This is a genomic window from uncultured Rhodospira sp. (assembly GCF_937138205.1).
In the GTDB taxonomy this organism is placed as follows: Bacteria; Pseudomonadota; Alphaproteobacteria; order Rhodospirillales; family Rhodospirillaceae; genus Rhodospira.
This window is the reverse complement of the sequence record NZ_CAKZOT010000072.1, coordinates 1-11,946: the sequence shown is the minus strand read 5'-3', so window position 1 is coordinate 11,946 and position 11,946 is coordinate 1. Positions and strand designations below refer to the sequence as shown.

Below are 11,946 nucleotides of genomic sequence, written 5' to 3'. Positions count from 1 at the left end.
CGCCTGAAAAAGCGCCGCTTTTCAGCACGTCTGTCCAGCCACCGCGAACCCAGGACACGCTATTGGCGGACATTCCCTCCGCGCGCCTGTACCTGTTCAAGGCCTCGCGCTGCGTCGGGCCCGAGCGGGAGGACGGCGTGCCGTTCGTGATCGAGGGGCTGGCCGCCGTGGCGCGGGCCAATGACCGCATCATCGAGGGCATGAACACCGACACCCTCGGGCGGGACTACCGGCACGACGAGTGCCACTTAAACTCGCGCGCCGGGGCTGTTATCGCGGACCGGCCAGTGTCGGACTTAGAGCGGCGTGCGTTTATTCGGACGCATAGCCTGCCTGCTTGAAGAAGTTCCAGCATTCGTCGGGTTCAAAGAGGCGGCAGATATCGCCGAGGGCGGTCCAGACGGTCTCGAAGGTTCTGGCGCCGGCGGCGCGGAGATGAGCCTTGAGTTTCGAGAAGGCCATCTCGATGGGGTTCAGGTCCGGCGAGTACTGTGGCAGGAACAGGAACCAGGCGCCTTTCTCGCGCAGGATATCCGCGGCCTTGGCGCTCTTGTGGACCGACAGGTTGTCGAGGATGATGACATCGCCGGGACATAGGGTCGGGGCGAGCTGGGTGGCGATGTAGGTGTCGAAGGCATCGCGGTCCATGGCGCCTGGAATGATCCAGGGCGCGCTCAAACCGTCACAACGCAGCCCGGCGATGAAGGTCTGGGTCCCCCAGTGCCCGAAGGGGGCCGATGATCGCAACCGCTGGCCGCGCGGGGCGCGGCCCCGGAAGCGGGTCATCTTGGTCGTGACGGCCGTCTCGTCCAGGAACACCAGGCGGGTGGCGTGCAACCGCATCCAGGGCTGACGTCGGCGGATCCAGGTCCGGCGTGCCTCAAGGATGTCCTCGCGTGCGCACTCCGAGGCCATCAGAGTTTTTTTTGTAGGTATAGCCGGCCCAGCACAGGACCCGCGAAATCGAAGCCGGATGAACCGTCAACCCGCGCTCCGCCGCCAGCTTGCGGGCCAACTCCGGCATCATCACGTCCGGCTGCGCTTCCACCTCGGCCACAAGAAACGAAACGTGGTCCGAAAGCTTGCCGCCCCCAGACGGACGCCCCACACGCGCCGGAGACGCACTGCCGGTCGAGCGGTATCGCGCCAGAAGTTTCACCGCACAACTCGGACTGACCGAAAACCGCGCCGCCGCTTCGCGTCGCGAATGACCAGCCTCAACAAAAGCGATCAAACGCTCCCGAAGGTCCATAGAGTAGGTCTTGCTCATGATCCACCTCCACATATGGTGAATCACAATCCCAACCTCTTGGGAATCCCCTATCGCGATTCCCAGTTCAGGCGCGACGCTCTAATATCCAACACGCTTTCAGGAGGCTGCCATGAACGCGCCGACATCGAGGCCGAGCGCTTGGTGCCGCTGAACCGCCAGTTGCGGTCGATGGCCGACGGGGATGTCGGAGGACCTCGGTCTACCTTATGCCCAGGCCAGTCCGGGCGAGCGGGTGGAGGGCACCTACCGCCGCGCCGTCGATCTGGCCAGCGGCAGGATGGCCGTGATCGAGAAGGCCCGCGACTTCACCCTGGTGCCCTGGCGCCCGGTGCTTGACCGCCATCTCGGCCGGTCGGTCTTGCGCGGCGAGACCATCTCCTGGACCATCGGGCGCCAGCGTGGCGGACCGTCGATCTCGTGATCCCGGGACTTTCCCCGCCTTGCACGGTTTCCATCAACCCTGCACACTGAGAACATGCGGACACAAGGAGCGTCCCATGCACGGCATGACCCTCGAGCAACTGCGCACCTCTGTCCAGGCTGGCGGCGTCCGCGACGTTACCCTCAGGGGTGAAGGCGGTTCCTTCCTGGTCGAGATCGGTACGGACACGGATGCAGTAGTTCTGGTCAAGGCACGTACCACGGAACCGCGCCGGTTCCGTACACCGACGTCGGCCATGATGGTGCTGCGCGGCGTGGGCATCGACGAAGCCCGCCTGGACGCCCGCGACTGGGATCCGACCCGCAAGGACCGCAGCCGCGCCCGGGACTCGCGTGCCGAGGCCATGCGCCGGGCGCACCGGGCGGCGGCCCACGCCGACTGGCTGGCCGGCGAGATCGCCGCGTCCATCGACGATCCCCGGCCGAATATCCCCCATGACGTGGTGATGGCGGACCTCGAAGCGGACCTTGCCGCTCTGCCGGACGACCCGGATGACCGGTCGGGTGACAGGGGTGTCTGATCCATGACGGCGCCCTGGCGCCTCGACTGGCGACCGATGGCGCGGGAGGATCTCCGCAGCATCGTCCGCTATATCGGCCGGGACAATCCTTCGCGCGCCCGCACGTTCGGCCGGGAGGTCCGTGACAAGGTGAGCCGCCTTGCGAACCATCCGGAGATGGGCCGGCCCGGACGGCCCGGCCTGCCCGACGGCATCCGGGAACTGGTGGCCCATCCCGGCTACGTCGTCTTCTACCGCCTGCATACCGAGACCCGGACGGTCGAGATCCTGCGCATCAAGCACACGGCGCAGCGGATTCCGTAACCTTGGCTTTTTGTCGCTTCCTTGCGACCGTGCGGACCTCGTTTGGTCCAGCGTCGGGCGCCACGACCGAGAGCCGGCGCGGCCGGCCCCGGGCCGGATGGGCCTCAGCATACAGTACGACAAGGTCCAGGGTCTCTGCGTCGAGGCCGGGGTAGGCGGACAGGATGCGCTCCCGCGACAGGCCGGCGGCGACCGACGCGGCAAGGTCATGCACCGGAACGCGCGTGCCTTTGACGACGGGGGTGCCACCCAGGATGGCCGGGTCCTCGACCACACGCGCCCGTGCGGCCGGCAACCCGGTCTGGGCGCGCCGACAGGTCCGACCCGCCACGTACACCGGCGGGTTCGACGCCAGCGGCCGGCCGACCCGCGCGGCGCCGACGACCGCCACGGCCCGCCCCGGCCCCGGCCGGCGGCACCTCCGCTCCCCTGGGCGGTGATCGGGCCGTCGGACTGGAATTCACCACCATTCAACGGGTCCGTGGCGCCCTGACCGCCCATGGTCTCGGCGGCGCGTCCCAAAAGGCGATTGCCGTCGGCACCGGCCCGCTTCACGGATCCTATCCAAAAGGGGGAACGGGGCTGTCTCCACCTTATGGGGGATTGACCACGGCGCGCGTGGTGTCGTAGCGTCCTCGAAGGATCGCTTTTGACGCGCTTTTTCAACGAAGTCGGGAGAAGAGGCAATGACGATGCAGAGGATGGCCGGCTTCGTGGCTGGCGCGGCGATGATGATCTCGGCGCCAGCCCTGGCGGCCGAGTGGTATCCGTATTCGGCCTCTTTCATTAATATAGAAGGAGAATTGGCCAACGCCATTGTGGGTGATGGCCGGAGACTTATTCATATGAATGATAGTGAACAGATCGTTGGCCTAAGTCACGATGGATCCAACTGGAATGCCTTTTTTTGGGACGAGAACTCCGGCAGCCGATATTTCGGCGAAAATAGCCACGGATACTACAATTCAAACACTCGTCCCTATGGAATTAACAATAGCGGTCAGGTTGTGGGCCACCATTTTTTTGAATCTGCCACAAGGCCCACGGCATTTCTTTGGGATGAAGCCAGCGGCATGCAGAATCTTGGTACGCTGTCAACAGGTCCAGCAGCATATGCAATGGATGTGAACGAAAGCGGGGACGTCGTTGGATGGAGTGACGTCCCGGACTCTGGGGACCGCGCGTTTCTGTGGAAAGATGGTCACGGCATGCAGAATCTTGGGACAATGGATACAGATAGCGCTAACGCAGACATTCGGCCGGTCGCCATCAACAACAGTGGGCAGGTTGCAGGGAGGAGCACTGTTAGCGGTGCTTTCGTGTGGGATGAAAATAATGGCATGCGTAGACTCGGGTCCCTGCCCGGTGGCCGCCAATACGACACATTTGCGTATGACATTAACAATAATGGGCAGATCGTCGGAGCTGGTAAAACGTTTTCCGAGTTTTCTCATAGTGGGCTTGGCGACCACGCCTTTATCTGGGACGAAGCAAACGGTATCCGGGACATTGGTAATCAACCAGAGATAAGCAATTGGAGCTTAGCCTATGCCATCAACGATAACGGACAGGTTGTTGGGAGGGCCGGTTTGTACGTAAGGAGAGAAGACGGTGGAGGCACAAATGAAAAAATTGGGGCTTTTTTGTGGGATGAGACTACTGGTATGCGGTATATAGATGATATGATTGACCCCTCTCTCGGAATCTTTATCGGAACAGCTATCGATATAAATAACAATGGAGCGATCTTGGGTTGGGGTTGGGGTGAAGGGGCGGGCTCGGGCTATTTCCTCCTTAGACCCAACGACCCACTCTCCACCGTCCCCCTCCCCGCTGCTGTGTGGTTCATGCTGACGGGCCTGGGCGGTCTGTTCGGCGCGCGCTGGCTCAAGAAGGGTCAAGCCGCCGCCTGACTCCGGCCCCGAATCGAGCACGCCGTGACACGAACGTCCCCGGGGCGCACCCTCGGGGACGTTTCGCATTTCGGTCCTTGTGTCGTGGTCAGGGAGAGACGCGGTCACCGCCCCGCCGCGTCTCGTGACGGGCATGCCAGCGCGACGCCAGCGGCGCCGAACCGGCCGGCGAGCCACCATCGGGTCCGTCTTAGATCCCGTCTTAGCGTCCCGTCCTAGTCGCCCCCCGACCGCTAACCCCTTGTTTTCATTGGTGTGCCCACCAGGACTCGAACCTGGGACCCGCTGATTAAAAGTCAGCTGCTCTACCATCTGAGCTATGGGCACGCCATGTCGCGGCGGCGCTTTGAAAGCACCGAAGCGCGCGCTCGACCGCTGCTGCGGGTGAGCGGCACTTTATGGGCCGAGCGCGGTGGGGTCAACAACGGCCGTCGGTCCGGCACGGCTCTGGTTGGAGCCCCGGATCCCGTCTCCGCCGTCCGGTCCCGAGACGCGCTGGCCCTGGTGGGGCGGGCGGCTTCCCATGGCCGTCTGCCTCGCGTATGGTCCGGCGCATGATCACGACCGCCCCGCTCTCCGCCACCGCGCCGCCCGCCACCGCCCACCGGTTTTCCGGCCAGGGGCTGGTGTGCATTCGCGGCGAGCGCATCGTCTTCGCCCAGCTCGACTTTGCCCTGGCGCCGGGCGAGGCGCTTCTGCTGCTGGGGCCGAACGGCTCCGGCAAGTCCTCGCTGCTGCGGCTGATGGCCGGGTTGCTGCGGCCGGCCGCCGGAGCGCTGGCGTGGAACGACGGCCCGGTGCGCGCGGATCCGGAGGGCCACCACGCCCGCGTCCGCTATGTCGGCCACACCGACACCATCAAGCCCGTCCTGACGGCGCGCGAGAACCTGGCTTTCTGGGCCAAGGTGTGTGCCGCCGACGGGGAGACGCGCGCCGACCTGGACGCCCGGGTCGACGCCGCCCTGGGGCGCCTGGACCTGACCCGCCTGGCCGACGTGCCCGGGCGCATGTTGTCGGCCGGACAGAAACGGCGGCTGAACCTGGCGCGGCTGCTGGCGGCGCCGGCGCCCTTGTGGCTGATGGACGAGCCGACGACGGCGCTGGACAAGGGGTCCGTCGCCACGCTGGAGGGTATCATGGCCGAGCACCGCGCCGGCGGCGGCATGATTGCCCTGTCCACCCACTTGGACGTCAATCTGCCGGCGGCACGGGTGTTGAACCTCGACGACTTCGCGGTTGATCCCGTGACGGCCTACGGCCTGCACGATGAGCCCCACCCAGAGGACCTTTCGGCATGATCAGCGCCGTGCTCGCCGTGTTGCGCCGCGACCTGCGGCTGGCCCTGCGTCAGGGCGCGGACAGCCTGATGGTGGTGGCGTTCTTCGTCATCACCGTGTCGCTGTTTCCGTTCGGGGTCGGCCCCGAGCAGGCGGTCCTGGAGCGCATCAGCGCCGGGGTCGTCTGGGTCACCGCGCTGCTGGCCTCCATGCTGTCGCTGGATCGGCTGTTCCAGACCGACTACGAGGACGGCAGCCTCGACCTGCTGACCCTGACGCCGACGCCCACCATGGCCATCGTGCTGGGCAAGGTGGCGGCGCACTGGCTGACCACCGGTTTGCCGCTGATCGTGGCCTCGCCGCTGCTGGCGGTGCTGCTGGCCATGCGACCGGAGGGCTACGGCGTGCTGGTGGCGGCCATGGCGCTGGGCACCCCGTCGCTGAGCCTGGTCGGCAGCGTCGGCGCCGCCCTGGTGCTGGGGGCGCGGCGCGGCGGCGTGCTGCTGTCGCTGCTGGTGCTGCCGTTGTACATCCCGGTGCTGGTGTTCGGCGTCTCGGCCGTGGACGGCGCGGTGATGGGGCTGGACTATGCGCCGCAACTGATGATCATGGGGGCGTTGCTGCTGGCCGGACTGGTGCTGTGCCCGTGGGCGGCCAGCGCCGCGCTGAAACAGGCGGTCGAATAGACCGGCCACGCCCCTCGACCACGGACCGACCGCCATGACCCGGTTTCTCCCTCTGCTTGGCCTCGTGCTCTCCCTCTTCCTGTCCACCGCTCCGGCCCGCGCCGGCGAAACGCTGGTCGCCGTGGCCGCCAACTTCACCGCCACCGCGAACGAGATCGGCGCGGCCTTCACCCAGGCCACCGGCCACACCGCCACCTTCAGCTTCGGGTCGACCGGCAAGCTGTACGCCCAGATCGCCCACGGTGCGCCGTTCGAGGTGTTCCTGGCCGCCGATGCCGCCCGGCCGGAAAAGGCCGAGGCCGAGGGGCTGGGCGTGGCCGGCACCCGCGTCACCTATGCCCTGGGGCGCATCGTGCTGTACAGCACCGACCCGGAACTGGTGGACGACGATGGCCAGGTCCTTGAAACCGACGCCTTCGACCACTTGGCCATCGCCAACCCGGTGACCGCGCCCTACGGCGCCGCCGCCGTCGAGGCCATGGATGCCCTCGGCGTGCGCGAAAGCCTCGCGGACAAGATCGTGCAGGGGGACAACATCGCCCAAACCCTCCAGTTCGTGACCACGGGCAACGCCGAACTCGGCGTCGTTGCCCTGTCGCAGGTTGTTGGCGACGAATCCGGGTCCAAATGGTTGGTGCCGGCCGACCTGTACAGCCCCATCCGGCAGGATGCCATTCTGCTGAACACCGGCGCCGACAACCCCGTGGCGGCGGCGTTCCTCGATTTCCTGCAAGGGCCCGAGGCGACGGCGATCAAGGAACGGTACGGCTACGGGACGGAGTGACGGCTCTCGGGCGCGGCGGCCCTACAGCAGGCGTCCCTGCGGATCGGAGCGCGGTGGTGGCGGCGGGTCCGTCCGGTCGAGGAATGCCGTCGTCGGGTCGTGCATAGCAAAACGGCGCTTGGCCAGGTCCTGGTTGCGCACGGCATAGCAATAGGCGCAGCCGTGCGGGCAGGTGTCATAGGCGCCGATGTCGCGGCTTTCCGCGCACCCGCACCTGCGGTGCGGCTTCGGGCGGGCGGTGATGGCCCGGCCGGCGATCGCGGACAGGCGTGCGGCGTCGACGCAGGCCGCCGCCTCGACCCCCGGCAGGTCGGCGCGCAACGCCTCCTGTCCGCACAGGGAAAACCGCAGGCCCTCCTCGGCCGCGATCGCGGCGAGGTCGGCCAGCAGCGCCCGCTTCTCGTCGTCGGGCGGGTCACGCCACGAAAACCCGTGCCGCGACGCCTGTCGGTCCAGGTTGCGGCGGCTTTTCGCGTACACTTGCAGGACCGAGACCACCACCTCGTCCACCACCCCGCGCAGCGCCCGGGCGTGACGGGCGAAGGTCTCGCGGTGCCACGCGGCCGGGGTCAGGTCGCTGAAGACGATGGGGTCGTGGCGCCAGACCACCGCGTGCCGGCCATACCGCTCTCGCAGGTCGCGCATGGCGGCCAGCGCCCGGTCGGGCGGGATCACCGCCACGTCCAGCGCGCGCGGATAGCCCAGCACCGTCATCTGCACCACGAACGGCGCACCGCGCGCCGCCACCGCCTCCAGCGCCGCGCCAAACGGGATGGGATTGCGGGTCCAGAACACCCAGCCGTCCACGCTTCCCGGCGCCAGCGACACGCGCGACGGCGGCCCGCCGTACGGGTTGGCCACCCACACCTCGCCCGCCGCCAGCCGCTCCTGGAACCAGCGGGCATAAAAGGCCGGAATGTCGGTGCGGTAGCTGGCGGACACGATCACGGCGGCCCAGTCACTCCTGCGATTGCGCACCCCAAAGAACCAGGGATACCATGAACCATGCAAAGGGCGCCCACACCCACCGGGCGTCTCCACCGCTCTTTGGCACGGACGGTCACCATGGGCACTGACGACCCCGACTCCACGCCTCCGCCGGCGCGTCCGGAGACCCCATCGGACGGCGGTCCCGGTACGGTGACCGCCGACCTGGAAAGCACGCAACTGGTCGACCTGGACGGTGATGCCCCGGACGGTGAGTCCCTGGGCGCGGACGGCGACAGCCTGACGACCAAGGTGGAGGCCCAGGCCACCTTGGCGGCGAAAGACGAGGCGGCCAAGGCCGACTCCACCCCGTTCGTGATCCTCGACGATGCCATCGACGGCGTCACCGGGGAGGCGCTAATGGCCGCCTTCCGGCACGACACGTGACCCGGGTGTCGCCGGCCCCGGGTGCTTGCATCGCCCGCGCTCGCCCGCCATATCGAGCCCCATGGACACGCCCGCCCCGCCCCCGCACACCCAGCACGATCAGACGCCGACCCCGGCCGAGCCCGCCGTGCCGCCGGTCAACGGCTGTTTTCTCGACCGCTTGGTGCTGATCGCCGCTGATCACGGCCGCGTCGGCGACCGAGACGCGTTGGCGCGCGCACACGGGATCACGGGTGACGGCTTTTCGCTGTCCACGGTGCTGGCCGTGGCGGCCGACCTGGGCCTGAACGCGCGGCACGCGCGCATGGCATGGGCGAACCTGGGTCTTGTCGCCGCCACGCTGCCGGCGTTGCTGATCTTCCGCGACGGCGCGACGGCCATCCTGGACGCGCTGGAACCGGCGCGCCCGGCGCCCGCTCAGGCGCCGGACCTCGCCCGCCTGCGCAATGAAGGGGAGATGAGCCCGGACGCGCCGGCGCTCCTCGACCTGCCCCAGGCCGACCTGGCGCTGTTCTGGGCGGGCGATGTGATTGTGGTGGACGGCGAAGGCGTGCCGAGCGGATGACCGCCGGGCCTTGACGATGCGTCCCGACGCACGTCTCATGGCCCCGAGTCGCCCTCCATGGGGTCCCACGCCGGACCGGACACGGCCCGGGTGCATCGGTCCCAGGGCGACGGCCGGAAGCGGACGGAAGCCGTTTCTCGATCAGGTCATCAAGGATCCGAAGGTGCCATGAGCGACGAAAGCCCGGACCCAGAGGCGACGGACGACGACGACGCCGACGTCCGCCACAGCGCCAAGATGCGCAAGAAGAAGGCGGCGCGCGACCGCATGATGGCCGGCAAGAGCGGCGAGAAGGGCCTGCTGATCGTCCACACCGGCCCCGGCAAGGGCAAGAGCTCCGCCGCCTTCGGCATGGTCCTGCGCTGCATCGGCCATGGGATGCCGGTGGGCATCGTCCAGTTCATCAAGGGGGCCATGGACACGGCCGAACGCACGGTGCTGGAGGGCTACCCCGACCTGGTGACCATCCGCGCGATGGGCGAGGGCTTCACCTGGGAAACCCAGGACCGCGCCCGCGACGTGGCGGCGGCCGAGCGCGCCTGGGCGGTGGCCGCCGACATGATGGCCGACCCAAAACCGGACGCGCCGGCGCTCCTCGACCTGCCCCAGGCCGACCTGGCGCTGTTCTGGGCGGGCGATGTGATTGTGGTGGACGGCGAAGGCGTGCCGAGCGGATGACCGCCGGGCCTTGACGATGCGTCCCGACGCACGTCTCATGGCCCCGAGTCGCCCTCCATGGGGTCCCACGCCGGACCGGACACGGCCCGGGTGCATCGGTCCCAGGGCGACGGCCGGAAGCGGACGGAAGCCGTTTCTCGATCAGGTCATCAAGGATCCGAAGGTGCCATGAGCGACGAAAGCCCGGACCCAGAGGCGACGGACGACGACGACGCCGACGTCCGCCACAGCGCCAAGATGCGCAAGAAGAAGGCGGCGCGCGACCGCATGATGGCCGGCAAGAGCGGCGAGAAGGGCCTGCTGATCGTCCACACCGGCCCCGGCAAGGGCAAGAGCTCCGCCGCCTTCGGCATGGTCCTGCGCTGCATCGGCCATGGGATGCCGGTGGGCATCGTCCAGTTCATCAAGGGGGCCATGGACACGGCCGAACGCACGGTGCTGGAGGGCTACCCCGACCTGGTGACCATCCGCGCGATGGGCGAGGGCTTCACCTGGGAAACCCAGGACCGCGCCCGCGACGTGGCGGCGGCCGAGCGCGCCTGGGCGGTGGCCGCCGACATGATGGCCGACCCAAAATATGCCATGGTTGTGCTGGATGAAGTCAACGTCGTGATGCGCTATGGCTACCTGCCGATCGAGCCGGTGCTTGACACGATCACCGACCGGCCGCCGCTGCAGCACGTGGTGGTCACCGGCCGAAACGCGTCCGATGCCATGATCGAGGCCGCCGACCTGGTGACCGAGATGAAACTGGTCAAGCATCCGTTCCGGTCCGGCGTGAAGGGCCAGAAGGGCGTCGAGTTCTGACCTGTCCGCCCATGCGAACGCCTTGTTTTTTTTTATCGGCGATGAAACGGACTCGTCCATTCCATCGCCTCCGCGGCTTCGCCGCGCCGGCGCAGTCGCGCCGGCCGGCCTCCGAAAAGGACCAGTCTTTTCGGAGGCCGGTGTTTTCTTCAAGGGAGGGCCGCCGTGCTCCGTGTTGTTCCGTCGCTTCGTCTACCGGCCGCCGTGGCGGTGGTCGCCGCGCTGCTGGTGTCCGGAACGCCAGCCACCGCGCAACAGTCCGAGGGCGCCGCGTCGGGCGATCCGGTGCCACTGCTGCCGCCGACCGTGGGCACCGGCACGCTCGACCCCGACCTGGGCGAACTGGAGCAGCCGGCCACGCCCGGCTTTGATGCGCCGATGCCGGCGCCCGGAACCGGGACCGGAACCGTGCGCAATCCCGACCTGGGCGCGCCCCGGGTGATCGGCGCGCCGCCGGGCAGCGCGCCCCGTGCCCCCGAGACGGCGCCGCCGGTCGAAACGACGCCCCCTCCATCGGCGGCGACATCGACGGCAAGCCAGGGCAGCACCGATCCCGCCGACGCCGAGGTTCTGGCCCGCGCCCGGGGCGCGGTGGCCGATGCCACCGCCACGGTGCATGAACTTCGGACCGACAGCGGCTTTACCGAGGGCCTGAACGACTTCCTGTCGCGGGCGCGCGCGGTTGTCGTCGTGCCCAGCTTCTTCCGCGCCGGCTTCGTGGTCGGGGCGGCCTACGGGACCGGCCTGCTGCTGGTGCGAGACGACGCCGGCACGTTCTCCGATCCGGCCTTCCTGACCCTGACCGCCGGCAGCCTGGGACTCCAGGCCGGCGCCCAGGATGCCGAGATCATCCTGATGATCATGACCGACGCCGGCCTGCGGGCGATCCTGAAGGACAAGTTCAAGCTGGAGGCCGGGGCGAGCGTGACGTTCGGGCTCGGCGGCGGCCTGTCCACCGGCAGCACCACCGACGTCAACCAGGACATCGTCGCCTTCTCGCACAGCAAGGGTCTGTTCGGCGGCGGCGCGCTGGAAGGCGCGGTGATCGAACCGCGCGCGGCCTGGAATGCCGCCTACTATGACGCGCCCGGGATCACGGCCGAGGCCATCGTCCTAGAGCGGCGGGTGCGCAATCCCTCGTCGCAACCGCTGATCGAGGCGCTGAGCGCCGCCGTACCAGCCAGGCAGTGAGGCCGCCCGCCGAAAAGGTCATCCTGTTCGTCGGCCGGTCTTACTCAGCCGCCGCTGTTACAACCGGCGTCTCATGGTGCCAGGGGAATCGGGTGAACGGGTCATGCCGTGACGACGCTTGCGAGGTAGTCGT

General features: G+C 67.9%; 16 protein-coding genes and 1 tRNA gene. 13 read left to right on the top strand and 4 right to left on the bottom strand.

Annotated features, from left to right (window positions below; genetic code table 11):
* The coding region (locus tag Q0309_RS09775) for a hypothetical protein (protein WP_299440038.1) at positions 1–341 on the top strand (341 nt) is incomplete at its 5' end.
* On the opposite strand, the gene Q0309_RS09770 is transcribed toward Q0309_RS09775, so the two are convergent.
* Positions 313–1,270 (bottom strand): IS630 family transposase gene (locus Q0309_RS09770; protein WP_299440036.1). Its coding sequence is split into 2 segments (ribosomal slippage): positions 313–927 and positions 929–1,270, totalling 957 coding nucleotides; the frame shifts between segments, so codons are not numbered across the junction. The two genes, Q0309_RS09775 and Q0309_RS09770, sit on opposite strands and share 29 nt — an antisense overlap.
* Positions 1,271–1,454: 184 nt before the next feature.
* On the opposite strand from Q0309_RS09770, the gene Q0309_RS09765 reads away from it, so the two are divergent.
* The 3 genes from Q0309_RS09765 (at position 1,455) to Q0309_RS09755 (ending at position 2,538) form a co-directional block, all read left to right on the top strand.
* Positions 1,455–1,694: a DUF3363 domain-containing protein gene (locus Q0309_RS09765; RefSeq protein WP_299440034.1), complete on the top strand. Its 240-nt coding sequence runs from the start codon at positions 1,455–1,457 to the stop codon at positions 1,692–1,694.
* A 76-nt stretch (positions 1,695–1,770) separates the two neighbouring features.
* The gene (locus tag Q0309_RS09760; RefSeq protein WP_299440031.1) at positions 1,771–2,235 is read left to right on the top strand and encodes a hypothetical protein; all 465 of its coding nucleotides are present in this window, start codon (positions 1,771–1,773) and stop codon (positions 2,233–2,235) included.
* 3 nt (positions 2,236–2,238) lie between these two features.
* Positions 2,239–2,538, top strand: coding sequence for a type II toxin-antitoxin system RelE/ParE family toxin (locus Q0309_RS09755; RefSeq protein ID WP_299440029.1), 300 nt, complete (start codon positions 2,239–2,241; stop codon positions 2,536–2,538).
* Here the strand turns inward: Q0309_RS09755 and Q0309_RS09750 are convergent.
* Positions 2,510–2,929, bottom strand: a complete 420-nt coding sequence (locus Q0309_RS09750) for a DUF433 domain-containing protein (protein ID WP_299440027.1) — start codon at positions 2,927–2,929, stop codon at positions 2,510–2,512. The genes Q0309_RS09755 and Q0309_RS09750 overlap by 29 nt on opposite strands.
* Positions 2,930–3,224: 295 nt before the next feature.
* On the opposite strand from Q0309_RS09750, the gene Q0309_RS09745 reads away from it, so the two are divergent.
* Positions 3,225–4,451: a DUF3466 family protein gene (locus tag Q0309_RS09745; RefSeq protein WP_299440025.1), complete on the top strand. Its 1,227-nt coding sequence runs from the start codon at positions 3,225–3,227 to the stop codon at positions 4,449–4,451.
* 251 nt (positions 4,452–4,702) lie between these two features.
* Here the strand turns inward: Q0309_RS09745 and Q0309_RS09740 are convergent.
* Positions 4,703–4,778, bottom strand: a tRNA-Lys gene (locus tag Q0309_RS09740).
* A gap of 227 nt (positions 4,779–5,005) precedes the next feature.
* On the opposite strand from Q0309_RS09740, the gene ccmA reads away from it, so the two are divergent.
* From ccmA to modA, 3 genes are read left to right on the top strand one after another with little or no spacing between them, the layout of a single operon-like run.
* Positions 5,006–5,749, top strand: a complete 744-nt coding sequence (ccmA, locus tag Q0309_RS09735) for a heme ABC exporter ATP-binding protein CcmA (protein ID WP_299440023.1) — start codon at positions 5,006–5,008, stop codon at positions 5,747–5,749.
* Positions 5,749–6,414, top strand: a complete 666-nt coding sequence (gene ccmB, locus Q0309_RS09730) for a heme exporter protein CcmB (protein WP_299440040.1) — start codon at positions 5,749–5,751, stop codon at positions 6,412–6,414. Before ccmA ends, ccmB begins: the two co-directional genes overlap by 1 nt.
* Positions 6,415–6,448: 34 nt before the next feature.
* On the top strand, positions 6,449–7,198 hold the full coding sequence (modA, locus tag Q0309_RS09725; RefSeq protein WP_299440022.1) for a molybdate ABC transporter substrate-binding protein: 750 nt from the start codon (positions 6,449–6,451) through the stop codon (positions 7,196–7,198).
* Positions 7,199–7,219: 21 nt separating this feature from the next.
* Here modA and Q0309_RS09720 read toward each other — a convergent pair whose 3' ends face one another.
* Positions 7,220–8,146 (bottom strand): DUF1848 family protein, encoded by a 927-nt coding sequence (locus Q0309_RS09720; protein WP_299440021.1) that lies wholly within the window; start codon positions 8,144–8,146, stop codon positions 7,220–7,222.
* Between the two features lie 117 nt (positions 8,147–8,263).
* Here Q0309_RS09720 and Q0309_RS09715 point away from each other — a divergent pair, with 117 nt between their 5' ends.
* The 5 genes from Q0309_RS09715 to Q0309_RS09695 all read left to right on the top strand — a co-directional run bounded on the left by Q0309_RS09715 (position 8,264) and on the right by Q0309_RS09695 (position 11,813).
* Positions 8,264–8,572 (top strand): hypothetical protein, encoded by a 309-nt coding sequence (locus tag Q0309_RS09715; protein ID WP_299440020.1) that lies wholly within the window; start codon positions 8,264–8,266, stop codon positions 8,570–8,572.
* Between the two features lie 61 nt (positions 8,573–8,633).
* Entirely contained in the window at positions 8,634–9,137 is a 504-nt protein-coding gene (locus tag Q0309_RS09710) for a hypothetical protein (protein WP_299440018.1), read from the top strand.
* A gap of 168 nt (positions 9,138–9,305) precedes the next feature.
* Positions 9,306–9,815, top strand: coding sequence for a cob(I)yrinic acid a,c-diamide adenosyltransferase (locus Q0309_RS09705; protein ID WP_366940586.1), 510 nt, complete (start codon positions 9,306–9,308; stop codon positions 9,813–9,815).
* Positions 9,816–9,983: 168 nt separating this feature from the next.
* The gene (cobO, locus tag Q0309_RS09700; RefSeq protein WP_299440016.1) at positions 9,984–10,622 is read left to right on the top strand and encodes a cob(I)yrinic acid a,c-diamide adenosyltransferase; all 639 of its coding nucleotides are present in this window, start codon (positions 9,984–9,986) and stop codon (positions 10,620–10,622) included.
* Positions 10,623–10,787: 165 nt separating this feature from the next.
* Positions 10,788–11,813 (top strand): YSC84-related protein, encoded by a 1,026-nt coding sequence (locus Q0309_RS09695; protein WP_299440014.1) that lies wholly within the window; start codon positions 10,788–10,790, stop codon positions 11,811–11,813.
* Positions 11,814–11,946 lie beyond the last annotated feature (133 nt).

Coding starts and splice junctions, on each gene's coding strand:
- Q0309_RS09765 (WP_299440034.1), top strand. CDS start 1,455: ATGTCGGAGGACCTCGGTCTACCTTATGCCCAGGCCAGTCCGGGCGAG.
- Q0309_RS09760 (WP_299440031.1), top strand. CDS start 1,771: ATGCACGGCATGACCCTCGAGCAACTGCGCACCTCTGTCCAGGCTGGC.
- Q0309_RS09755 (WP_299440029.1), top strand. CDS start 2,239: ATGACGGCGCCCTGGCGCCTCGACTGGCGACCGATGGCGCGGGAGGAT.
- Q0309_RS09745 (WP_299440025.1), top strand. CDS start 3,225: ATGACGATGCAGAGGATGGCCGGCTTCGTGGCTGGCGCGGCGATGATG.
- ccmA (WP_299440023.1), top strand. CDS start 5,006: ATGATCACGACCGCCCCGCTCTCCGCCACCGCGCCGCCCGCCACCGCC.
- modA (WP_299440022.1), top strand. CDS start 6,449: ATGACCCGGTTTCTCCCTCTGCTTGGCCTCGTGCTCTCCCTCTTCCTG.
- Q0309_RS09715 (WP_299440020.1), top strand. CDS start 8,264: ATGGGCACTGACGACCCCGACTCCACGCCTCCGCCGGCGCGTCCGGAG.
- Q0309_RS09710 (WP_299440018.1), top strand. CDS start 8,634: ATGGACACGCCCGCCCCGCCCCCGCACACCCAGCACGATCAGACGCCG.
- Q0309_RS09705 (WP_366940586.1), top strand. CDS start 9,306: ATGAGCGACGAAAGCCCGGACCCAGAGGCGACGGACGACGACGACGCC.
- cobO (WP_299440016.1), top strand. CDS start 9,984: ATGAGCGACGAAAGCCCGGACCCAGAGGCGACGGACGACGACGACGCC.